The sequence below is a fragment of the Paenibacillus tundrae genome (genome assembly GCF_030812775.1).
Lineage (GTDB): Bacteria > Bacillota > Bacilli > Paenibacillales > Paenibacillaceae > Paenibacillus > Paenibacillus tundrae_A.
Window position 1 is genome coordinate 37,593 of record NZ_JAUSTI010000007.1, and the last position, 21,715, is coordinate 59,307.

At 40.1% G+C, this 21,715-nt stretch carries 19 protein-coding genes and 3 pseudogenes; 10 read left to right on the forward strand and 12 right to left on the reverse strand.

Going from position 1 to position 21,715, the window contains the following annotated elements; genetic code table 11:
- Positions 1-74 precede the first annotated feature (74 nt).
- Positions 75-242, forward strand: a pseudogene (locus J2T19_RS13805) (undecaprenyl diphosphate synthase family protein); the annotation flags it as partial.
- Between the two features lie 465 nt (positions 243-707).
- On the opposite strand, the gene J2T19_RS13810 reads toward J2T19_RS13805, so the two are convergent.
- The 3 genes from J2T19_RS13810 to J2T19_RS13820 all read right to left on the reverse strand — a co-directional run bounded on the left by J2T19_RS13810 (position 708) and on the right by J2T19_RS13820 (position 2,094).
- A complete protein-coding gene (locus tag J2T19_RS13810; RefSeq protein WP_307216612.1) occupies positions 708-1,424 on the reverse strand; it encodes a collagen-like protein in 717 nt (238 codons plus the stop codon).
- 214 nt (positions 1,425-1,638) lie between these two features.
- Entirely contained in the window at positions 1,639-1,887 is a 249-nt protein-coding gene (locus J2T19_RS13815; protein WP_307216614.1) for a hypothetical protein, read from the reverse strand.
- A gap of 45 nt (positions 1,888-1,932) precedes the next feature.
- Positions 1,933-2,094, reverse strand: coding sequence for a hypothetical protein (locus J2T19_RS13820; RefSeq protein ID WP_307216616.1), 162 nt, complete (start codon positions 2,092-2,094; stop codon positions 1,933-1,935).
- A gap of 436 nt (positions 2,095-2,530) precedes the next feature.
- On the opposite strand from J2T19_RS13820, the gene J2T19_RS13825 reads away from it, so the two are divergent.
- The 3 genes and pseudogenes from J2T19_RS13825 to tnpA all read left to right on the forward strand — a co-directional run bounded on the left by J2T19_RS13825 (position 2,531) and on the right by tnpA (position 5,864).
- Positions 2,531-3,157 carry a spore coat protein gene (locus tag J2T19_RS13825; RefSeq protein WP_307216618.1) on the forward strand — a complete coding sequence of 209 codons (627 nt, stop codon included), beginning with the start codon at positions 2,531-2,533 and terminating at the stop codon, positions 3,155-3,157.
- Between the two features lie 1,557 nt (positions 3,158-4,714).
- Positions 4,715-5,094 (forward strand): annotated as a pseudogene (locus J2T19_RS13830) (copper amine oxidase N-terminal domain-containing protein).
- A gap of 350 nt (positions 5,095-5,444) precedes the next feature.
- Positions 5,445-5,864 carry an IS200/IS605 family transposase gene (tnpA, locus tag J2T19_RS13835; protein WP_307217115.1) on the forward strand — a complete coding sequence of 140 codons (420 nt, stop codon included), beginning with the start codon at positions 5,445-5,447 and terminating at the stop codon, positions 5,862-5,864.
- Positions 5,865-7,488: 1,624 nt separating this feature from the next.
- On the opposite strand, the gene J2T19_RS13840 is transcribed toward tnpA, so the two are convergent.
- On the reverse strand, positions 7,489-8,397 hold the full coding sequence (locus J2T19_RS13840; RefSeq protein WP_307216620.1) for an EamA family transporter: 909 nt from the start codon (positions 8,395-8,397) through the stop codon (positions 7,489-7,491).
- 637 nt (positions 8,398-9,034) lie between these two features.
- On the opposite strand from J2T19_RS13840, the pseudogene J2T19_RS13845 reads away from it, so the two are divergent.
- From J2T19_RS13845 to J2T19_RS13855, 3 genes and pseudogenes are all read left to right on the forward strand, one after another.
- Positions 9,035-10,978, forward strand: a pseudogene (locus J2T19_RS13845) (beta-glucoside-specific PTS transporter subunit IIABC).
- Positions 10,979-10,993: 15 nt separating this feature from the next.
- The gene (locus J2T19_RS13850) at positions 10,994-12,439 is read left to right on the forward strand and encodes a 6-phospho-beta-glucosidase (protein WP_307216622.1); all 1,446 of its coding nucleotides are present in this window, start codon (positions 10,994-10,996) and stop codon (positions 12,437-12,439) included.
- A 133-nt stretch (positions 12,440-12,572) separates the two neighbouring features.
- On the forward strand, positions 12,573-12,812 hold the full coding sequence (locus J2T19_RS13855; protein WP_307216623.1) for a Gfo/Idh/MocA family protein: 240 nt from the start codon (positions 12,573-12,575) through the stop codon (positions 12,810-12,812).
- A 682-nt stretch (positions 12,813-13,494) separates the two neighbouring features.
- Here J2T19_RS13855 and J2T19_RS13860 read toward each other — a convergent pair.
- From J2T19_RS13860 to J2T19_RS13880, 5 genes are all read right to left on the reverse strand, one after another.
- On the reverse strand, positions 13,495-13,935 hold the full coding sequence (locus J2T19_RS13860; RefSeq protein WP_307216625.1) for an Imm26 family immunity protein: 441 nt from the start codon (positions 13,933-13,935) through the stop codon (positions 13,495-13,497).
- Between the two features lie 21 nt (positions 13,936-13,956).
- Entirely contained in the window at positions 13,957-14,577 is a 621-nt protein-coding gene (locus J2T19_RS13865; RefSeq protein WP_307216627.1) for an NAD(P)-dependent oxidoreductase, read from the reverse strand.
- A 69-nt stretch (positions 14,578-14,646) separates the two neighbouring features.
- Positions 14,647-15,303, reverse strand: coding sequence for a GAP family protein (locus J2T19_RS13870; protein WP_307216629.1), 657 nt, complete (start codon positions 15,301-15,303; stop codon positions 14,647-14,649).
- Complete coding sequence (locus J2T19_RS13875) at positions 15,300-16,073, reverse strand: MerR family transcriptional regulator (RefSeq protein ID WP_307216631.1); 774 nt, start codon at positions 16,071-16,073, stop codon at positions 15,300-15,302. Before J2T19_RS13875 ends, J2T19_RS13870 begins: the two co-directional genes overlap by 4 nt.
- 24 nt (positions 16,074-16,097) lie before the next feature.
- Complete coding sequence (locus J2T19_RS13880; protein ID WP_307216633.1) at positions 16,098-16,238, reverse strand: hypothetical protein; 141 nt, start codon at positions 16,236-16,238, stop codon at positions 16,098-16,100.
- Positions 16,239-16,446: 208 nt separating this feature from the next.
- Here J2T19_RS13880 and J2T19_RS13885 point away from each other — a divergent pair, with 208 nt between their 5' ends.
- On the forward strand, positions 16,447-17,121 hold the full coding sequence (locus J2T19_RS13885; RefSeq protein ID WP_307216635.1) for a DUF4097 family beta strand repeat-containing protein: 675 nt from the start codon (positions 16,447-16,449) through the stop codon (positions 17,119-17,121).
- 166 nt (positions 17,122-17,287) lie between these two features.
- On the opposite strand, the gene map is transcribed toward J2T19_RS13885, so the two are convergent.
- Together map and J2T19_RS13895 are read right to left on the reverse strand one after the other, a co-directional pair.
- On the reverse strand, positions 17,288-18,028 hold the full coding sequence (gene map, locus J2T19_RS13890; RefSeq protein WP_307216637.1) for a type I methionyl aminopeptidase: 741 nt from the start codon (positions 18,026-18,028) through the stop codon (positions 17,288-17,290).
- Positions 18,029-18,179: 151 nt separating this feature from the next.
- On the reverse strand, positions 18,180-19,601 hold the full coding sequence (locus J2T19_RS13895; RefSeq protein ID WP_307216639.1) for a DKNYY domain-containing protein: 1,422 nt from the start codon (positions 19,599-19,601) through the stop codon (positions 18,180-18,182).
- 425 nt (positions 19,602-20,026) lie between these two features.
- On the opposite strand from J2T19_RS13895, the gene J2T19_RS28155 reads away from it, so the two are divergent.
- Together J2T19_RS28155 and J2T19_RS13900 are read left to right on the forward strand one after the other, a co-directional pair.
- Positions 20,027-20,482, forward strand: a complete 456-nt coding sequence (locus J2T19_RS28155) for a CBO0543 family protein (protein ID WP_370874880.1) — start codon at positions 20,027-20,029, stop codon at positions 20,480-20,482.
- A gap of 87 nt (positions 20,483-20,569) precedes the next feature.
- The gene (locus J2T19_RS13900; protein ID WP_307216641.1) at positions 20,570-21,046 is read left to right on the forward strand and encodes a ferritin-like domain-containing protein; all 477 of its coding nucleotides are present in this window, start codon (positions 20,570-20,572) and stop codon (positions 21,044-21,046) included.
- 75 nt (positions 21,047-21,121) lie between these two features.
- Here the strand turns inward: J2T19_RS13900 and J2T19_RS13905 are convergent, their stop codons facing one another.
- The gene (locus J2T19_RS13905; RefSeq protein WP_307216643.1) at positions 21,122-21,661 is read right to left on the reverse strand and encodes a hypothetical protein; all 540 of its coding nucleotides are present in this window, start codon (positions 21,659-21,661) and stop codon (positions 21,122-21,124) included.
- Positions 21,662-21,715: the final 54 nt, after the last annotated feature.

The window sequence follows — 21,715 nt, forward strand, 5'->3', positions numbered from 1 at the left end:
TAAAACGTACCGGACATCTCTGAACAGGACCTCGAGAAGTTTCTGTATACTGGGCAAAATCCGGCACCGGATCATTGATTCGGACAAGCGGTGAGAACCTACTGAGCAATTTTTTATTATGGCAGGTTGCCTACGCTGAGCTGTGGTTTACGGATGTCATGTGGCCCGACTTTAACGAGCAATTGTTATACGAAGCCATGCTTGATTATCAACAGCGCAAGTTGCGGGCAATAGAGGTTTAATGTCGCGATGGTTCATCCATTCCCGGCGATTATAAAATCTATGAGGTACCCGCTCTCCAGCCATATGTACCGTAACATTCCAAACTCTGCACCATATACTATGTTATCTTACAACAAGATTTGTTCGAGCCTAATCACTGTTATCCGAAGGCTGACCAATGGATGTCTTTTGTATAAGCTGCTCTAGCCCCATAGAGCTTGTCTCTCATACACCAATTACAGGATCTGAGGTTTATTAAGAAATTCCCTTCAATAACAATCCTCCCAATCTAGAGTCCATTCCCTCACTTAGGTCTCGGCTACGAAAAGGAAAAGAGCAGCGGTCATGTCTATTTAGCAACAGCATCCCGCCGCTCCTGAATCCCTAGCCATCCATACTATCTTTTCAATAAATAGACTTATGGACTGGACAACAAGCATATACTTTAATTTTTATGCTGACATAGACTATATCGTGGATCGACATTAAGGAGTCAGTTTCAAAATAGTCACCGTGGTATTCAGATTGTTATGCAACTGTGCAGGAGTTGCATTCGCATTGACCAATTGAATCGTTGTCGGAACTGTTGTGACCGTAATAATAACTTCAGCAGATATGGGGCCTCCGCCATTACCTGTGAAAGGCACAGGTGTGATGGGCGTCCCATTCACTGTAAGGTTGAAATCGGCATTGCCCTGATTATGAATGGAGAAAGAGATAAAGTAACTTCCTGTTTCATTGATGGTTATCGTTGAAGATGGCGGCACGAAGGTAAAGGCCCCCCCTACGTTAGCCAAAACACCAGTCAACGTAATTGGCGAGTTTCCTGGAACGATATCCGTACCTGTGCCGGGATCAGCTCGGAAAACACTCAGGAAATCGGAGATTCCAGCCCCCGTTGGCCCGGCGGGACCTGTTGCTCCAGTTGCACCTGCTGGGCCCACTGCTCCGACCGCACCAGCCGAACCCACGGGTCCTTGTATACCAGGAATTCCTTGCAATCCGACTGGCCCCGGTATCCCTTGAGCACCAGTGGCCCCTTTGGGACCTATCGGTCCTATTGGACCAGGAACCCCTGGTACGCCTTGTGGTGCATTAACTATAACCTTAGGTTTAACCTTTACTACCTTAACCTTCACACCGCAATGTACATGTTTTTTGAATTTACGTCTACAAATCCGTTTGCCATGATGATTGATCAATGAACTCACCTCCGTGATATTTCTCCACATACTATGTGCAGTAATCACTGGGGGCGTAGACAATTAACTATAATTCAGAAAATTACAGGGCCCATTATGAGGAAAGTTGTCTATCTCATGGAGCAATATTTAGACGTAAAGCTTCTTTTACATATTGAAAAGCCTCTTACCAAACAGCCAAGAATACAATGCTAGCATATTAAATTTCTATACGTTACACATGTTTGGTATATGATGCTGTACCCGCAAGCCAGTATGTGAGTGCACCTGACAAGGCGAAGGCTAAGAGTAGACCAATGCAGGTATGCAGCAAGTTCAGCGTGCCATCTTCCATGAATGACGGGATTTCCAGCAGGCTTGCTGATTCACTTAAGGCAAAGGATTTTACGGACACGATGCCGAAATAGAGTCCGCCTATAGCTCCACCAATTAGTGTTGCACCAAAAGAAGCCATTCTTCTCATGTTGACGGCATAGATCGCAGGCTCCGGAACGCCCAATAAAGCCGTTCATGTCGCCCAGAATGCGAGCTTTCTGAACCCGGGCTGTCTGCTGCGCAGACCTGCAGCCAGTGCAGGTCCCGCCTGAGCAGTAAATGCAACAAACATTGCAGAAATGATCACACAGAATCCGTTGGTCATCAGTTCATAAGCATTAGGGGAACCAGCCAATAATGCAATCCGGCAAAAAGCATGAATGCAAATGCTTCCTATTGCCGATTAGGCGTGTATCTAATCGTCATCTTGCCCTTCAATTCATTAAACTAAGGCAGGATAGTTCGTTTTAGTCATGTAGAATCGTATCCATAAATAGCGTGGGAAATTTTACATGAATAAAGGTGATACGGATACTGGGTACAAAATATCAGTTGAAAAAACGGAGTTACTTTTAAATTAATTAATGAGATCGATAGAGAACGAAAACAGTAGACACATTTATGAACTAATCATCCTAGTATATTTGCGTATACGCGTACATTGGCTTATGAACAGGTGATCTATAAAAATTAATCTGAATATATTGAGTCCATGATATTAATAATAATCACTGACTGCGAATGTAGGGAATCATTATTTGCAGGAAACAACACATAGGAGGACACACGAAATGCAGCAGCAAAACCATCAAAACATTGAGACAGGCATTGTTCCACCCCAACTGAACCATGGCGGGCATGAGATGTTTGATGTCCATGAAGTATTGGCAGGAAGTATCAATACAATGAACACGTACACCATGCTGAGTGAGCACGTACAAGATCCAGAACTTCGGGATATCTTACAGCGTCAGAAGCAATTTATGGCTGATGAATATAACATTACATTGGAAAGTTTCAAAACCGGACAAGATCCTTCAAAACGGACCCAGAGCTATAAAATGAAACAAGGTAATGATTTTACTTATGGGATGAAACCGAGTCAACCGACAAAGCCAATTCAAACTGCAGCTGAGATATGTGATCAATCCATATCCCTTAATATGCTAAATTCAGTAAAATCAGGGGCTGTAATGAGAACAACAGCAGCATTGGAAACAACGAATCCGGTTGTACGTCGCGTACTTGCAGATTCCTTACCAAACTGTATTGAGATGGCTTATGAGATCTCGATTTATCAAAATAAAAATGGCTTTTACCAAGTGCCGCAGCTTACCCAGCAAGACATGCAGCAAATGCAAAATGGTTACGCTACTGCACCGGTTCAGCCACAAAATTCTGGTAATCTTCCCCACTAAAAATCAAACGCCGTATCTCATGTCGAGATACGGCGTTTGATTTGTTACCACTTTGAAACAGGACTGCAATGAAGCGAGCTCTGGATCGAATTAATATTTGATTTCCCTTAAGTAACAACAAAAACCGGAATTGAAAAGTACACTGTTCCGCACTTTTTAACAATTTCGTTATTGAACCAGGGGAAGATAATCCTCCGGATATAAGGGTTCGATTAGAAGCAGCGTGGCAAAGAAGCAATCAACCGGAGGGATAGTAGAAACAAATCTTTATTTTGTTACAGCTCCTAAATCAACTCCATTGAGTCTTCAATACTAAAGACCTATTTCTCAAAACACAAATATTCCAAATAAAAAGAATTTAGTTCCTGCAGTTGCTTGTTCTTGATTATTGCATCCTGATAAGTAAGCCAGTTGGTTCCCATCCGGCGACCAACTTAAAGGGGTAGAGAAGCAGGTGGAGACCGCCAATGTTTTTTGTTGCCCTCTAACTCGGGTGTCAATGTGGATTATAGAAACATATTGATTATCCACGATGTCGTCGGCACTGTATGCGATGGTCGAAGATTCCGGGGATCATTCGGGGAAATAGTTTTTCGCCTGAGTCCACCTTTAAGTTGGTAGCTTGCTCCTGTTGTCAGGTTCACCGTTGTAATCAAGGAAATGCTGGCTTCTGGGGATGCATATAGGGAAACTCTCCGTTAGGTGATATTCTGACATTGTGGAGAGGCTTCTCAGTATTTTGAGTTAATTGCTGTTTGTTTATGACATCTCGGTTGAATTTTATATATTGGGTATTGCCTGCTTCATCCGGAGCTGCAAACAGGAGTGCCTCTCCTGAAGGAAACCAAAATTCATATTTGATGCCGCCCTTCAGGTTTGATTTCACTACAATGTATTCAAGAAATGGAGATAGGCGAATTATTCGTAAAATTCCTATCAGAAATTATTTATTCTGCCGATAATGAAGGAGCATATATTTTTTTACTTCAGGAGGAATCGTCAATGAAAAAAACAGTCATCTTGCTAACTAGTCTGGCGCTAATGCTTGGTACCACCGCAAGCACAACCTCAGCCAAACCGGCAAACACTCCAGCCGGACAATCAGGTAAAGAGGTATCGTCAAAAGCACCCAAAAACAAAGAAACTCAAATTGAGGAGATACAGACCGAGAAAGTCGAGTCTCCTGACACAGTCAGCACTGAAGAAGACAAAGTTAAGGATTCCTTAACATCGGAGACAGATAATACAACCAACAATACAACCGATCCAACCGAATCCAAGAAAAAAGGCTCCAAAGGATACAAAGGTTTGCTAAATGCTATTCAACATGTGGAAGATAAACCGGCAGGTGCTGTACTAGCAGATATTTTGCTTACAAAATATGCGACTGAGCTGACGGACGAGCAAATCAAAGAACTTGAAGCCATCCTTGAAAAGGACAAGGCGTTGGAAACTGCAGCAGAAATGCTCGAAATAAACGGAAGTGTGACTGACGCGGTGTATTTGCAGGAAGAGGCCATTAAAGCCAATTTTAAGAACCTGGATCTGTACAAAACAATGGGAAAACTCAATGAAAAGGCGGGTAAAAAGAATGGGGTGAAGCTGTATGTGAACGGGGAAGCTTCTGACTCCGAACCTTTTGTCAAAAAAGGCAATACGTTTGTTCCTTTTCGCGCCATAGCTGAGTCTTTGAAAGCCGAAGTGGCATGGAATCCCGAAGAACACTCCATCATTGTCACGAAGGATGGGGTAAGGATTAAACTTGTGATTGACAGTAAGACTGCAACAGTTAATGGCAAAACGTCTCTTTGGATGCGCCAGCTACTATTACAAAAGGCAGTACTTATGTACCCGTACGTTTCATAAGTGAGGCATTGGATGCTACCGTGCAATGGGAAAAAGAAAGTAAAACCGTAGTTGTTTATAAAGAAGAATAATATGTATTAGGATGGACTTAATCTTGCCAAACGAAGGGGATTTTTTCATGGCTAAAAAAATACAAACTTTCCGGTATTACTTAAAAAATTGAAATATGTCGAGGGACAAGAACATGGTTCTATTTTAGTCGCTATTTTAGCGGCTTTTTTATTATGGCTTTAGCCAGTTGAGTGCGTGAAACGCGCGAAACAAAAAACCACCCGCTATGCGGGTGGAGGGACTGAGGGTTTGACCACCATGACCATTCCAATACAATTGAGATGTTCAGGCTCAAAAAGAAAGGAATGGTCATTTTATGGCAACCAAGAGCTACAGCCTAGCTCACACAAAGTGGATGTGAAAATATCACATTGTGTTCACCCCGAAGTATAGACGGAAAGAAATCTATAATCAAGTGAGAAGAGATTTAATCGAAATCTTCAAACGTTTGTGCAAGTACAAGGGAGTAGAAATTATAGAAGGCCATATGATGCCCGATCATGTCCACATGCTGGTAGCGATTCCACCCAAAATTGCAGTATCCTCGTTTATGGGATATCTAAAGGGAAAAAGCTCGCTCATGATCTTCGAAAAACATGCTCAGCTCAAGTATAAATACGGAAATCGAAAATTTTGGGCAGAAGGGTACTATGTGAGTACAGTGGGCTTAAATGAAGCAACCGTAAGAAAGTATATTCGTGAGCAAGAAGCACATGATCAGGCGGTAGATAAGCTGAGTGTAAAAGAATACGAAGATCCATTCAGCAGTAATCGGAGCAAAAAGAAGTAAAACCAGTTTAACTGGTAAGTGAAAGAGACAAATAACAATGAGCCTGAACAGTCCTGCTGTCAGGCTAGCGTCTTTAGGCGCAGTTTGGCAACAGGGGGTTATACCCCAAGAGCAAACCACCCGTTGGACGGGTGGTCATGATTTTATCGTTACAAGTTCAGCTAGAACCGGTAGAAGAAGGAAAGCTTGCTGGTGTAGAATGACATAAAGTTACCAACCATGAAATCCCTTATAGAATAAGGTTTTTTTATTCTTTGGTAGGGAACTTTGTGTCAATTAATGTACTGTCGCAGGACAAGAACATTGTACCATTCCCCATTAGAATGTTATCTAAACAGTTGCATGATAGGAATTATGTCGATTGAAAAGAGCACATTACCATAAAAAGTCGCTAAAATAGAGGGCGTATGAGTTAAGAACAGATCCCCAAAAAAAACTAATTGTAAAGTAATATCCATTTTTAAAGTTAACGGGCAGCTTAGTTTAATGAACGATGCTAAAATAAAGAAAATATAAGAATAAATTGAGGTAAGAAATTGAAAACAAAGAAAAGTATGAGACAGATATGCCCAAAATGTGGGTACGAGAAATGTGTTCCCAAACTGTATATCGATAATCCAAAATATCCTTCTGGTTCGATTCTGAGATGTAAGCAGTGTAAATCACTTTTTTCGCTTAAAAATGGAGGATGGGTCTTTTGGAAGGAATGGGAATAAGCTAACGAGAACCGTTAGCTCAATCAAATACATAAAAAGCAGCCGATCATATGCGTTTGAAAGTAGGGTACTTTGTGTCATTTTGGTAGGGAACTTTGTGTCAATGTATGTCGAGGGACAAGAACATATACCCATTAAGGTCGCTATTTTAGCGGCTTTTTTATTTTATCGGTACAAGTTCTTGTCCCAAGCCAAGGACAAGAACTTGTACCGATTACCGGAATTGACAAGAACATAGTCCGATTGCCGGAATTGAAAATAACATACTCTGATGTTCGATTAGATGAGTATCTAATTAATGAGCAAGTCACTTAAAACTTCATTAAGTACTTGTAACACATGAGAGTGTTCACATAGTTATGGAGCAATTGAGATCTTGAGAGGTTAAACGCCGAATTAATCAATTAAATACAAAGTCTTATAAGTCAATGAGTGAAGGAGTAGTTAGCGTCAGTCATCAGAGGAGAAGGTTCAGTAGTGAAGGATGCAGTCCAAAGGGCAATAATGGGAGCTGTTTTTGCAGCTGTATGTCTGTGAATGGCTGGTAGCAAGAAGTAAAGTGGGATAATGAAGAGAGTTGCTACTCTAGAAATAGGGTAGTGCCTTAATTTATAGAAATCCATAATTCATTGTTCAATTCATTAATTGAAAGTGTTCTTGTCCTAATCTGTGTATGAAAACTCGGATTATTATCCGAAAAGGACAAGAACATTACGCCATTTCCAATTCTGCAAAATGTGCGTATATACTTAAAAAAGTTCATTTATAGTTACATGTGAGGAAGTGGATTTCATAACCCAAGTTCCTTGGAAAGTCAAACATGAATTAGAGCTAGCTTCGCAACGATGTTAAGGGATTGGATGATAGAGTTATTAATTTGAATTAAAAATTTCAAAACTGTTAGAATGCTAGATTGGAGTGTAATCCTGCCGTTCAGCTTGTTGATGTGTTCTTCGTTTTCTTAAATTGCTAAATGCAATGCCACTTAAAATAATGATAACACCCGTCCATTGAAACCAGCTTACAACCTCCCCTAGAACAAGAGATGACATGATAACAGCCATGGGAAGTTCGGATGCAGTCATAATAGTACCCATACCTGAGCCGATATGCGGCATACCTATAGAGTACAAAAGGGGTGGTAGCAATACTCCAAAAACTCCAAGTATTAATCCGTACGGAGTTATACCTGCCATTACATCTAGATTGAATAAGAAGGTTGGAGGGAAAACGACAAAGACCGTAATAACAGCTCCAGTAGAAAGCAGAGCGCTTTTTAAAATTGGTGAAGTCTCTTTTGCAACAGAACCACTAAGGAAAATAAATAAAGCAAAGGTTGAAGCAGCCAGTAGCCCCCAAATTGTTCCTTGCCACGTTAAGGAGAGACTTCCTTGAGAGATAATATTTGCTGCAAGTACCGAACCTGAGAGTAGTACTCCAATTGAGATTAGTTTATTTCGGGTTGGTTTTTTCTTCTGGAGAAGCCATTCGTATATTGTTCCAATCCAAACGAACTGAAACAAGAGGACGATGGCTAAGGAAGCATTGATGGTTTGTAATGATTGGTAATAAAACATACCCGTGAGACCAAAGGGAATCCCAGATAAAAGAAGCTGCATCACTTGCTTAAGCGTGAGATTTTTTTTCTTGACGAATATCACAAATATCCAACTTAAAACCGCCCCAAAAAAATATTGCGTACCCGTGACCTCCGGTGTTGAAAAACCTGCGTTATACGCTAACTTCACAAAGGTAGAAAGTATGCCATAACAACAACCTCCCAAAAAAACAATAAGTGCATAATGCCAAGATTTCATCAGAATCCTCCTTTTATAGATGCAAAAAAGCCACACAAGCGCTCATCGGCACTCGTGTGGCGAAAAATAGAGATGACTCTCTATGAAAAATCCACATCTGATCATTTTATTATTCTGTTCATCACGGTATCAGTATAAAAGCAAAGATTTGATCTTGTCAATAATCTGTTTATGAGATTTAAAAGGTGAACTCTAAGATATTTAGTTTGGAAGTCAGGTCTGTAGAAAATAATAACCTGGGTGATAGCGGAAACAGAATCATTTCATATATTAAATAAGGATTGTTTCATTGGGTTCATTACGAAAAGTCAACCTCAATTTTAAAAAACGCTTGCATTTTTTAAAAAAATTGTTTTATTATTGTCCGCAAAGACAGCTTATACATTGATCCGGGTTGTAACTGTTTAATCAGGTAATACCATTTCTGGCCAGAAAAGACGTATATGAGCTGACTTTTTTTGAAAAAATGTGATCTACTAACAGTTTGAAATCATGTATTGCGTTGAAGGATGAATATCTTTTTTTAGGATACCATCTCGAATGCAAAAGACATTGATAGAAAACTTAAGAGCCAGTACAAGGACAAACAAACAATTTATTCTCTGATGTAAATCACACCCAGAAAGGAAGAAAAGTCATGAACTATGATCAATTGGCCAAAGAATTCTATCACGTGTTGGTAGTGTTGAAAACGTTAACAACCTCGGTCATTGTATAACACGTTTGCATTTTCAATTGAAGACGAAGGCTTGGCCAAAACTGAAGAAATAAAAAATTTATCTGGTGTCATTACTGTTATGCAAAGTGGGGGGACAATATCAAGTAGTCATCGGAAATGAAGTTCCTGATGTATATAAAGCCGTTTCGAAATTAATTAGGAAATTGGTCTTCTGATAACGACGATGAGTCCAGTTCCGAGGATGACAAAACATCTAAAGGAAATATATTCAATCGCTTTATTGACATGATCTCAGGTGTTTACCAACCATTACTTGGTCTATTGGCTGCTACAGGTATGATCAAAGGATTCAATGAATTATTTATATCCTTTGGTTGGATTACAGAGTCATCTGGGACGTATCAGCTGCTGAAAGCTACCGGAGATTGCTTATTTTACTTTTTCCCTATATTTCTAGGTTATACAGCAATGAAGAAGTTTGGTGGGTCACCATTTATTGGTATGGCAATAGGTGCATCTCTCGTATACCCAACCTTATCTGGTTTAAGTAACGGAGAGTCGTTATTTGTTTTATATGGAGGAACCATTTTCGAATCTCCAATTCACATTACATTTTTGGGGATTCCCGTTATCCTAATGTCGTACTCTTCATCAGTGATACCCATCATATTGGCTTCATTCTGTGCATCAAGGTTTGAGAAAGTACTAAAGAGAATTATCCCACGAGTGGTAAGAACATTCTTAGTCCCTTTTTTTATCATGCTTATCATCGTTCCAGTTACTTTTTTGATAATAGGTCCAATCTCTACATGGGCAGGAAATTTAATTGGTTCAGGAGCTACTGAAATATACGGATTAAGTCCTATTTTAACAGGTTTTATTATAGGATTTATGTGGCAGGTTTTAGTTATTTTTGGACTTCATTGGGGAATCATTCCTATTGCATTGCTTAATATTGGTATTCTAGGGTCTGATCCGATAATGGCTCTTTCTTTTGCAGCTTCATTTGCGCAAATCGGTGCAGTACTAGCGGTTATAATTAAAACGAAAAACAAAAAAATGAAAGTGTTAGGTATACCTGCGTTTATTTCTGGAATTTTTGGTGTCACAGAACCAGCTATATATGGTTTGACTTTGCCTTTGAAAAGACCTTTCATTATGAGTTGTATAGCTGGAGGAATTGGTGGAAGTCTTTTAGGATATGCCGGTTCAAAATTCTATATTCTTGGGGGACTTGGAGTGTTTGGTTATCCCAATTATGTAAATAAAATAGCTGGTATTGATTTCACGTTTTATATGTCATTCATTGCTACGGGGGTAGCTTTTATATTTGGGTTTATTTTAACCTACTTAGTCGGTTTTAAAGACCCAGTTGAGGAGACCTCAAGTCCTATCACTGAAGAAAATGAAAATCTTACCGAGGAACATCAGTTTGATGACCAAGTGTTTGAAATTGCTAGTCCTTTGACAGGAACTGTAATTAAACTTCAGGAAATTAAGGATGAAACTTTCGCAGGGGAGCATATGGGCAAAGGAGTAGCCATCCGCCCGACGTCGGGTAGAGTCGTATCTCCTGTTAACGGTATAGTGCAAATTATTTACCGAACTAAACATGCCATTGGCCTGATCAGTGATGATGGAGTAGAGTTGCTCATTCATATTGGACAAGATACTGTTCAGTTGAAAGGCCAGTACTTTGAAGCATTTGTAAAGGATGGTGATCGGGTTCAGGTCGGTGATTTAATAGTAGAATTTGACTTGCAGGCAATTCAAGAAGCTGGCTATGAAACAGTAACTCCTATCATTATTACCAATACGTCCAACTATCAAGATATAGCACAAAGTACAAATGACATTGTAAATGAAAAGGAACCGTTACTCAAAGTATTCGCACAAAATTAGGGAGGTAATTTAGTTATGTTTAATAAAATTAATTCATTTCCAGAAGGCTTTTTATGGGGCGGAGCTACGGCTGCCAATCAAATTGAAGGGGCTTATTTAGCTGATGGTAAGGGACTCACGACTATTGACTTAATGCCTAAGGGTTCTAAACGGAATGAGGTTGCAATGGGGAATCTTAATTCGTTTGAACCTGAAGGAGAAGAGGTGTATCCCTCCCATGAGGCAATAGACTTTTATCATCGGTATAAAGAGGACATCGCTCTTTTTTCAGAGATGGGTTTCAAATCCTTTCGAATGTCGATTTCATGGTCTCGGATTTTTCCGAATGGAGATGACTTAACGCCTAATGAAGCAGGATTACAATTCTACGATAATGTGTTCGATGAACTTCTTAAATATAACATCGAACCGATCGTTACAATTTGTCACTTTGATTTACCAGTGAATTTGGCGAAAACATATGGCGGTTGGAAGAATCGCGCGATGATAAGTTTGTTTGAAAAATATTCCAAAACTTTGTTTGAACGCTATAAAACAAAAGTGAAATATTGGATGACATTCAATGAAATAAATATGCTTTTGCATCTGCCGTATACAGGAGCTGGAATTATTTTTGAAGAGGGAGAGAACAAACAACAAGTTCTCTATCAAGCTGCTCATCATGAACTTGTTGCTAGTGCACTTGCAGTAAAAGCTTGCCATGAAATTATTCCTAATGCCATGATCTGCTGTATGTTGGCTGCTGGAAATGTATACCCATACAGTAGTAATCCAGAAGACTACTGGGCAGTAATGGAAATGGAACGGGAATCCTATCTTTTAATTGATGTCCAGTCGAAAGGTGAATATCCTGGGTACGCAAAACGGTTTTTCATTGAAAATGGCATTGACTTGCAGATCACTTCGGATGATTTAGAGATATTGCAGAAGTATACGGTGGATTACATCGGTTTCAGTTATTATTCGAGCCGTTGTACAAGCGTTGACCCGGAAGTGTTAAAGAATTATACAGATGGAAATGTCTTTGGTTCTGTGCTTAATCCATATTTGGAAACGTCAGATTGGGGCTGGACAATTGATCCAAAAGGTCTCCGTATAACCTGTAACCAAATACATGAAAGGTATAACAAACCATTATTTATCGTTGAGAATGGACTTGGTGCTCAAGATACCTTACTGAAAGACGATACAATTGAAGATGATTATCGTATTAAATATCTAGATCTTCACTTTGCTGAGATAGCTGAAGCGATCAAAGATGGGGTTGATATTATAGGATATACAAGTTGGGGACCAATTGATCTTGTAAGTAATGGGACAGGCGAGATGAAAAAAAGGTATGGCTTTATCTACGTAGACAAACATAACGATGGAACAGGGACACTTCGAAGAATCAAGAAGAAAAGCTTCTTTTGGTACAAAGACATTATCGCGGAAAATGGTTCAAAATATTTTGAATAATTTACGTGTGTTTTATTTAGATATAGGTTTTAAAACTAAGATATAGTCTATACTTGCTTTTGAAAGTTTAGTTCTTAGACTCTTTATAAAACATTAAACACAGCACATAAAAATGAGTATGGAGGATTAATGCATGATAAAATGGGGAATTCTCGGAGCAGGTTATATTGCAACTCGCTTTGCCACTGCACTACAACACGAAGCAGAAAGTAAATTATATGCAATTAGCGGTCGTAATGAGTTGAAAATAGAAAAGTTCTCTGACAAATTTGGTGTGGAAAAACAATATATATCACATGATGAGTTGTTATTAGATCCTGACGTTGATGCAATCTATCTAGCTTTACCAACATATTCCCATAGGAGTCGCTAATTTAGCGACTTTTTTATTTTATCGGGAAATCTTAAATTCGGCAATACAGTGATAGAATGGGAGCGAGTATGCTCAAGTCGTATAGCTGACGATATCCGGAATTAACTTACTGATGACCAGAAGGTTTCATATATACATATGTACAAAATACGAGTTTTGTGAAACAGTATTCAACAAAATGAAATGCAAGTTCGCGTTATTCTTATATTTCTATTTCTTAGACTGTGCTTTCAGTTGTTTGTCTTCGTTCTTCGTATTTAATGATTTCTGATCGATACTGATATTTTCTTATTTTCTTTATTAATTTCATGCATTTCATTCATTCCTTATCATCAGCATTTTATAAGTTCATCTAAATTTATATTTATATTTTACGCACTTATCCAAATCTGATTTTAGACTGGTCAATACTGTTCAATGTATTCGATCTTATCGATATTATCCATCCATAATCGTTTTTTACAACATCGATCGTCATCCATTAAGTCTGAAGTTTCGTTCGTTATATATGGATAAATGTGTCTATTTGTATATATAACCCTCGTGATTATTCTCATTTTATATGGTTAAATATGCTAACGGTATTCCATACATATTACTTTCTTCTATTTCACCTTATGTTATACGTACTCATTCAACTTTCTTATATAGTAATTTGCAACCTCCCTTCTACGTAACTATCTTAACTTAAAGGATTTTTATGCCACTTATCATTGCCCATTATTCTATCCACAATGTGATACGCCTCCCACACAGCAGCAATTTCTAAGCCTTCGCATTCCTGCCAACTCGAATGCCGCATTTCTCCCTTATGGTACAACGAATATTCACCTGACAACTGGTCAATGACGCACATCGGAGGTGGCCAGGCTTCTTCTTCGTTTGCAAACGGACGGTGATCAACGACAGGCCATTGACCTGACTTCAATACATCATCGTATACACCTACTACAAATTGATAATCCTCTTCCTGAGGTGTGTCATCATGCGAACTCCCAATGTAACTATAAATGGCGATACATGCATCCTTAAAACTTCTCCCAAAAGCAACTTTGCCGTTAGGCAAATTGATGGCATATACATCTCCAAGTTTTATTCTCCTGCGTTTTATACTTTTCATCATTCGATCGCCCTTTCTATAGCATCAATAAGAAATACCCACACGAGACCTAATATAAGATTGATCTCTGATCTGCTTGTAAGCGAATTCTGCTGTATCCATAACTGATATTTCCACGCCCCCTTCAGGCAATACATCGCGCTCTACCCGATACGTGCCAATACGTTCTCCGTCTGGCAAATACGTAGGACACACGATCGTCCAATCCAGCGTAGATTGTTGAAGCAATGTATATACACGATGATGCTCTTCTGCTGCACGGGTTGACTTCCGTTTAGATTCACTTGATTGATAGCGGAGAAGCTCCGGAGAGATTCTACTTTGCAGAATGCCTGCGGTTCCGATCGTAATGATTCGTTGTACACCTTCTTTGTACATACCTTCAATGAGCAATGGCATACTCTCCGACAGCGTTGTTGTTCCATCTGTATTTAATGCACTAATCACGACATCTGTACCTTTGATAGCCTGCTCAAGATCCGCTTGATTCAATGCATTACCTGCAACGATAGTAAGATTAAGATCCTCAAGCTGTAACTTATCTGGGCTCCGAACTAATGCAGTGACATGGTGTCCATCCATAAGCGCTAGTTCAAGGATATTCCTTCCTACTCGCCCAGTTGCTCCTAGAATTAATATGTGCATAAAATAAAACCTCCTGAATTCTGACTAGATACTAATACAAAACAACTATTATCGATTCTTATGGCCAACTTATAGATAATCAACACTATAGAAGATCAAAACCAATCCGACAATACACATTACCCAGGATACTACAGAACTAGAACTTTTAGAAAAATAACGATGAAGGTATTCTAGAGGCTTTCGCATTCTAGTTTCAAGCCAGATATATAAAGCATATAACAAAATTGGAAGTAAGATCATAATGATATTGTATGCTAATAATATTGGAATCCACTCGTACCACACTAACGCTGAATTCGTCATTAGCGCAATCGCAGTAAAGTATGGTAAAGCGGTGCCTATTTCCACAATAGTTGTCGTCACTCCAAGCATAACCATGGATGATTTGGTTCTGCCTTTCATGAGTACACCGGATGTTTGCTTTTTCTTTGGAACATAGAAGCTCCAGACAAACAAAATGCCTCCTATACTAAAAATAATCCAACTAACAACACGGTTCTGTATAAACGATGAGAACATATCAAAGAGAAAGCCAAATCCTAATTTAATCGCAACACCTGCTCCAAAATAACATCCAACGATCGTGAATAAATAGATTATTAATCTAGATCCTAATTTATTCTTTTCCGTCAGAATCAAATACACAGTCACGCCTAAAGTCGCTGGACTCAAGGTATCGAGCAACGACAATCCGCCGATAAACCATAATAGTTCAGTACTCATGTATCCCCTCCTGTATCAATACTTGATTGAGACTTCATGAAGATGTTATACGCCTGCTCCATGTATTCGAGGACTTCCGCATCTATAGGATATAATCCAAGCTGTTCGGATTCTGTTGGAGATTTGCGCATCTCCCATAGTTTGTCTAAGAAAGCATCTTCGCCCTTGTACTCTGCTTGCTGTTTCTCTAACATTCTGCGAATTACGTTTTGCACACATCCAGATGATAACGGTTTTTGGCTTGTATGATATTTGGTAATCATGCCAATCAGACCAATCCACTCCATAGACTCCGGGTTATCTGCATTCATTTTTGGTAGTTTGTCCCATAAATGCAGTTCGGCTTCATCAAATGTCTGTTCTTTAAATCGCTCGAAATTGCGTTTATCCTGCATAGTTAACTTGATTAGATTCTGAATGACTTGTTCTTGATCTCCCTTCTCTAAGGCTAGCCCGCTTATGACAGTACGTAGTAGTTGCTCCATTTCCTTTATTCTTGATCTTTCGTTTGTAATATACGTTAGCTGTTTAACTAACCCCGCAGTCCAGTTCCACTCCGAATCGGTCAACATCATTTTGATATCCGAGAGGCTATACCCCATGCTTTTGTAAAACTGGATTTCCTGCAGTTTCTGGAGATCTTCTTCCGTATATAATCGATGTCCTCCCCCCGTTTTGGATGAAGAGATCAGCAGCTCAATTTGCTCGTAATATCTTAGTGTTCTAACCGTAATGTTCGTCTGTTCCGCCAATTCTTTAATATGTATCATTTGGTCTCCCTTCCTCTTCTCTTTTTATCTTTTAGTTATAGCGAATTTAATCAGATATCCTGCTCCCAAACCTATAACTACCATAGGTAGTGGATTATCAATCATCAGACCGATTCCCCCACCTACGATAACACATCCATATATGATCATATCTTCTTTTTTCATGTTTTCTCTCCCCTTTATAGTGATGTCATTTTTATAAACTGACTACGAATATTGCAAATTATACTAGATGACGTTACGTCACTTTCAAGGGGTATTGTATATTTTTCTAATGATTAGATTGTGTTTATCCATTGATTTAGTTTAGGGTTTGCAAGTGACGTTACGTAATGCATTACAATCAGGAGTAATCATGAAATGAGGTGGAATCATGAAACAGAAGAAGCCATGGCTTGTCTTATTGTTGATGCTAAGTTTGATAAGCTTAATAAGTGCCTGTAGTACATATGAAACAGAGGAAAACAGGCGTAGCTCACTAAATGGAATCGAAACCATTTATATCAATCATGGCAGCACCACAGTGAACCTCCATCCTGGTGAGACAGATGAATTGCAGACTTCCTTTGTTTCCAACGACAACGGGCCAGGAGTCAATATCGACACAACCAAGAATCAGCTTAAACTATCTATGAAGAGCGATATCAGACGTTTATTCAACATCGGAGCAATGCCCACACTACATGTGTATATTCCCTCCGGATATAAGGGCAAAGTCGTAGTGGATGGTTCATCTGGCCGAGTTAATGTAACGGATCTGGAGGTCATAGAACTTGATATTAGAGGAAAAAGCGGTAATGTATCCATGGATCTTCTCGATATCAAAACCAATATTAACGTTTCAGTCTCCAGTGGGAATGTAAACTTGAACGTGAGAAACAAAGATACCGATGCGAACTGGCTACTTCAATCTAATAGTGGCAAGCGTTCTGTTGCTTTTACGTTAGATCATCATAGCTCCACGAGAAAAAAGACTTCAGGGCAGACAGGCAAGGGATCATTCATAGTAGACATTTCAACTTCATCAGGCAATATCCGTATTGACTAGGAGTAAAAGAAAGACGCGTAAGCCCGAATGATCTGAGTTCATCACTACAGCACTCGGGCTTTGATATACGCTAACAATCGCTTTATATCAGCCAAACAGCAAAAAGCCGATTCCTGAACGGAATCGACCTTATATATCATCAAACATAGATATGCTACTGAAGATATTACAGTGTGATAATAATTGGCCCTTCTTTCGTAAGGATAATGGTATGCTCCATTTGAGCCACATGACTTTTCTCTGTTGCAAATGTCCAGCCATCTTGCTTTTGGAATACTTCTTCTTCCAAGGTAGAGACAAACGGTTCAAATGCGATAACCATACCTTCTTTTAACAACTCATCATCCGAAGTATCGTTATAGTTATAAATATGATCTGGAGCTTCATGAATTGTACGTCCAATACCGTGTCCTGTGAGGTTTTTGATAACCGTTAGGTCATTCTGTCTTGCCGTTTGGAATACAGCTTTACCGATTCCGCTTTTTTTGGAACCCGGTTTTGCTTTTTTAAGACCAGCTTCAAATGCCAGTTTAGCCACTTCACAGACCTTAGTACGTACTTCATCCCCTTCACCTACGACAAAAGAAATCCCTGTATCTGCAAAATAACCATTTTTAGATCCAGATACATCAATATTAACGAGATCCCCTTCTTGAATTAAACGTTCTCCTGGGATACCATGAGCTACCTCTTCATTAACACTGATACACGTAAATCCAGGGAAATCATACTCACTTTTCGGAGCGGAAACGGCGCCTTCTTTCTCGAATAGCTCACCGGCAAGATCATCAAGCTCTTTCGTTGTGATGCCAGGAACCGTTTTTTGTACTAATTCATCACGAATCATTGCTACGATCTTACCAATTTCTTTCAACCCATTAAAATCTTCTTCTGTTTTTGCAATCATTATTCAGACCTCACTATCTTTTATCATCATTTTCATCATTATATGTTATTGGCTTAACTCAGGTAATGTCACCCAAACACCGCATTAAACAATCATATCGAATGGGGCAATGCTTCGCAACTTTTTTATAAAGGTTATGTGTTATTAAAGGCTATTTTTTCTTTGACTTTTTAATTGTTCCTTCGTCTGTGATGACATAGGTAAAACTAGCATCCTCTGCTCTCCCAGTCTCGTCCGTCACATGGAACGTCGCTGCATCTGCCGCCCGCTGTATGCCACCTGTGATGAAGCAAAATACGTTGTTCTCATCTTTTCCCCAATAACGATTGAACGCTTGAAAAGTCTGACCATCCATTCCCTTCACGGTTCGCCGGCCATTAGCATTGTATAGCCCATGCTTGTCGTAAGCCCAGCTCTCTACCCCTTGACTAAACAAATAAGTAAAGCTGGCACGATCAAGCTTCTTAGCTAAGCCGCCCCACTGATATACATGATCTTGATCAACCGCCCGGCTTCCATTGTCTGACAAGATCGCGAAACTCTTCGCGTCAGCACCAGATATTTGTTCAAGTACATAGTCAGGGTGGCCAAACGGTCTGCTTGTTCGCACGAACTGTGCGTGGTACACATGGTTTTTGTCTTTCGAAAGTCCTAACGATCCCGATGTTAACAAACATTGAAATGTGTCACAATCGGTCCCAGTGACAGCGTATCCATTATAGAAAATGTTCTGCGCATCTCTCCCAAACAAACCGCCTAGCGCTTCAAAAGTTTGTGGGTCAGCATCGCTAACCTTGCTCCAAGTACAGTAGACCCCTGCCGCATCATGACCATACTGATCATTTAATACTTTGAACGAAGCCGGATCAGCACCGCGTACCAGATTATATATTTGCCGAGTTTCATTCCGACTCCGACCAGAACCACCAATCTCCTCACAATAAAAGACTGCTTGATCTGTCCTGTACCAATAGCCTTGTATCCGCTCTGCTCCATGTTCTGATTCGTTATATTCGGGTTGCCACCACCCTTGGACATGAGGATAAGCTTCTTGTAACCAACCGAGCAATTCATCTTTACTACCATTAGCGTAGGATAACGATTGATACAGATGTAGCACATGATCCTTATCGGTACAGTAATCCATTCGAGCTACAGCGGTCTCAACATCAATATCATCCCACGTATGAAACCGATCTCCGCTCTTTACATACAGTCGATGCTTGTCCTTAGCGAAATAAGGCGATCCTGGAAGTAGTTCGAAGCTTGCCGCATCCGAATCGGGGATTAGCTGATCCTCCAGATAAACACGCTTGGCGTCCAACCCGTAATCATCGTCCAGTACCCGGAACTCGTCCGCACTCCGACTTACTAAAGTCACTTTGGTCTTGCGGCCATCAAACCACCACACGCCTTGGACATCTCGTAGATAGCCAAATGGGATCCATCCGCGATAGAAGTGATGTATAAGAGAGAAGCTGTCACCGGTGATCCCGCCCTCAATCAGCTTAGGCTCCCCCTCTGCTTGGTTCAACAATACACGGTTCGCTTCGATTACAAACAAGCTCGTCATTTTCAACCTCCCATGAAGAAACGGGTTAATACTCTCATTTTATACCTGTAAGTCATTGTTCGGCAAACAGTAAAGGTTAGGTAAGTAAACGAACCGAAGCGATATATCTTGGAAATGTATAACTTAAATTAACTTTGGACATCTTAACCAAATCATGCATGTTTTCAAGGGAGGCGAACCCCATCAGCGCGCTCAATGATTGGCTCAAACATCTAGCACACAACTATGTTTTAATCGTAATCGCCGCAGTACTCTTCTTTGCAGTCAAAGCCATCATTGGTTACTACACGTATAAACACTACGACAAAAAATTAAAGCTCCTTACGGATAAGGTAGATCGTCTGCTAGAGGAGTTTAAGCGAAATTAAGAGCTCATCACTTAAGAAAAATCATTAAATAGAATCATAGATTATGGGGGGATAGGCATGCTTGGGAATCTTATCGTGGGGTTTGTTATTCCTGTCATTATAGGTGGATGGATATTAAGGCGACAGTTAAAAATATTGCTCGTTTATTATCCGCTAGGGATCGCAACTTCAGCATGCATTAACAGCGTGGGGTTTAATTTTTTCTGGAACATTCTACCCAACACGAGGAACCAATCCTATGCTGCACTTCCAATGGACTTAGGAATCTATCCGATGGCAGGTTGTCTGATGATTTACTGTATTCTTGTGCATAAGAAAAAGCCGTGGCCGTCGATCCTGGTTGCATCATTTACCCTAACTCTAATTGAATGGATCGCGAAGACCATGGGACACGTTGTTTATTTTAATGGATGGAATATTTTTTGGACATTCTGCTCTTATTTCATGCCGTTTGTACTCGCATATGGATATAGTAGGATGTTTGCACATCTGTTTTATCCTGAAAGGACTTAGCCATACGAAGGTTTCATCTATTATGATTAACCCTCATAGGCATTTGTGCATATAGTAACCCATATTAAGTTTTTGGGGAGGTTTCTTATGTATTCGGCATATCCGGTGCACTATTACTATAGGCAAGGCTTTACACCCATCTGGGCAACATCTACAAATGAAGCCCTTGCTTTAATGAAAATGGCAGTTCAAGGAGAACGGAGTGACGAGCTTTTTTATGACGCTCTAATCAAGCTTGCTCCTAATGCGAACCAGGCTATGATTATTACAGGCATCCGAAATGACGAACGTGGACATAATCAGATGTTTAGAGAAATGTATAAAGATCTGACGGGTCAAGATATCGTTCAAGAAGGTCAGGCACCTCTTGAACCAGTTGATTCCTATCTGAGTGGTCTGCAGACTGCTTTTCAAGGGGAATTAAGCGCTGTAGAGCGATATCGAAAAATATGGTTTGGTCTTCCTTATGGAATTTACAAAGATACAGTATGGGGAATTATACTCGATGAACAAAAACATGCCGATAAATACAATAATTTAATAACATATAATTTACCCCGATAAACATCTCTAGGAAGTTAAAAAGAAGAGAAGCCCCTCAGGCTACGTTTTCCTTCCTCGGGGCTTTCGAATATTGGATTATTCTTCTTCCGTCTCAGCTTCAGGTGCATTAGGTTGCTGAGGCGCCATTAGACCCTGCACCGCACCCATAAATGGCTGGATGGATTTGATCATGCCGTAGCCCATTTTCACGACAGGCACGAAACGTTGAATCATACCGAACAGCCGCATACCTCCGCCCAGCATCCCCCCAGCCGAAGTCGCTCCTCCTAATCCGCCTAATAGTGAACCCATCATCGGCATGAAGGATGAGACATGCGCGTGTGAAGCAGTACGCTTATAGTTGGAAGTTTTACGAGTGCTGTTAACCCGTTTACGGCGGCTGTGAGAACGAACCCCCGTACTATGACTGCGATTAACCTTGCTGTGCTTAGAGGATTGAGGCTTCCCACCGGAAGCTTTCGTAGTCGATATCTTGCCTCCCCCGGCAATCACCACGCCTTCATGCTTCACATCCTTAATGTAGCCGATATACGTTTCACCATTATGGAGAGTCACACATACAGGACGATCTTTATATCGCTCTGCCTTTAAGCGTATTGTATTTGGTTTAGCCATGCATTTTCACCTCGCTCCACTGAACTTACTTCAGTTTACGCGTTGGGTGGACGA

Excerpts from the sequence above, each read along its gene's own strand:
- J2T19_RS13815 (WP_307216614.1), bottom strand. The coding sequence starts at position 1,887 with ATGAGAAGAATGGCTTCTTTTGGTGCAACACTAATTGGTGGAGCTATA.
- J2T19_RS13825 (WP_307216618.1), top strand. The coding sequence starts at position 2,531 with ATGCAGCAGCAAAACCATCAAAACATTGAGACAGGCATTGTTCCACCC.
- J2T19_RS13840 (WP_307216620.1), bottom strand. The coding sequence starts at position 8,397 with ATGAAATCTTGGCATTATGCACTTATTGTTTTTTTGGGAGGTTGTTGT.
- J2T19_RS13850 (WP_307216622.1), top strand. The coding sequence starts at position 10,994 with ATGTTTAATAAAATTAATTCATTTCCAGAAGGCTTTTTATGGGGCGGA.
- J2T19_RS13855 (WP_307216623.1), top strand. The coding sequence starts at position 12,573 with ATGATAAAATGGGGAATTCTCGGAGCAGGTTATATTGCAACTCGCTTT.
- J2T19_RS13860 (WP_307216625.1), bottom strand. The coding sequence starts at position 13,935 with ATGATGAAAAGTATAAAACGCAGGAGAATAAAACTTGGAGATGTATAT.
- J2T19_RS13865 (WP_307216627.1), bottom strand. The coding sequence starts at position 14,577 with ATGCACATATTAATTCTAGGAGCAACTGGGCGAGTAGGAAGGAATATC.
- J2T19_RS13870 (WP_307216629.1), bottom strand. The coding sequence starts at position 15,303 with ATGAGTACTGAACTATTATGGTTTATCGGCGGATTGTCGTTGCTCGAT.
- J2T19_RS13875 (WP_307216631.1), bottom strand. The coding sequence starts at position 16,073 with ATGATACATATTAAAGAATTGGCGGAACAGACGAACATTACGGTTAGA.
- J2T19_RS13880 (WP_307216633.1), bottom strand. The coding sequence starts at position 16,238 with ATGAAAAAAGAAGATATGATCATATATGGATGTGTTATCGTAGGTGGG.
- J2T19_RS13885 (WP_307216635.1), top strand. The coding sequence starts at position 16,447 with ATGAAACAGAAGAAGCCATGGCTTGTCTTATTGTTGATGCTAAGTTTG.
- map (WP_307216637.1), bottom strand. The coding sequence starts at position 18,028 with ATGATTGCAAAAACAGAAGAAGATTTTAATGGGTTGAAAGAAATTGGT.
- J2T19_RS13895 (WP_307216639.1), bottom strand. The coding sequence starts at position 19,601 with ATGACGAGCTTGTTTGTAATCGAAGCGAACCGTGTATTGTTGAACCAA.
- J2T19_RS28155 (WP_370874880.1), top strand. The coding sequence starts at position 20,027 with ATGCTTGGGAATCTTATCGTGGGGTTTGTTATTCCTGTCATTATAGGT.
- J2T19_RS13900 (WP_307216641.1), top strand. The coding sequence starts at position 20,570 with ATGTATTCGGCATATCCGGTGCACTATTACTATAGGCAAGGCTTTACA.
- J2T19_RS13905 (WP_307216643.1), bottom strand. The coding sequence starts at position 21,661 with ATGGCTAAACCAAATACAATACGCTTAAAGGCAGAGCGATATAAAGAT.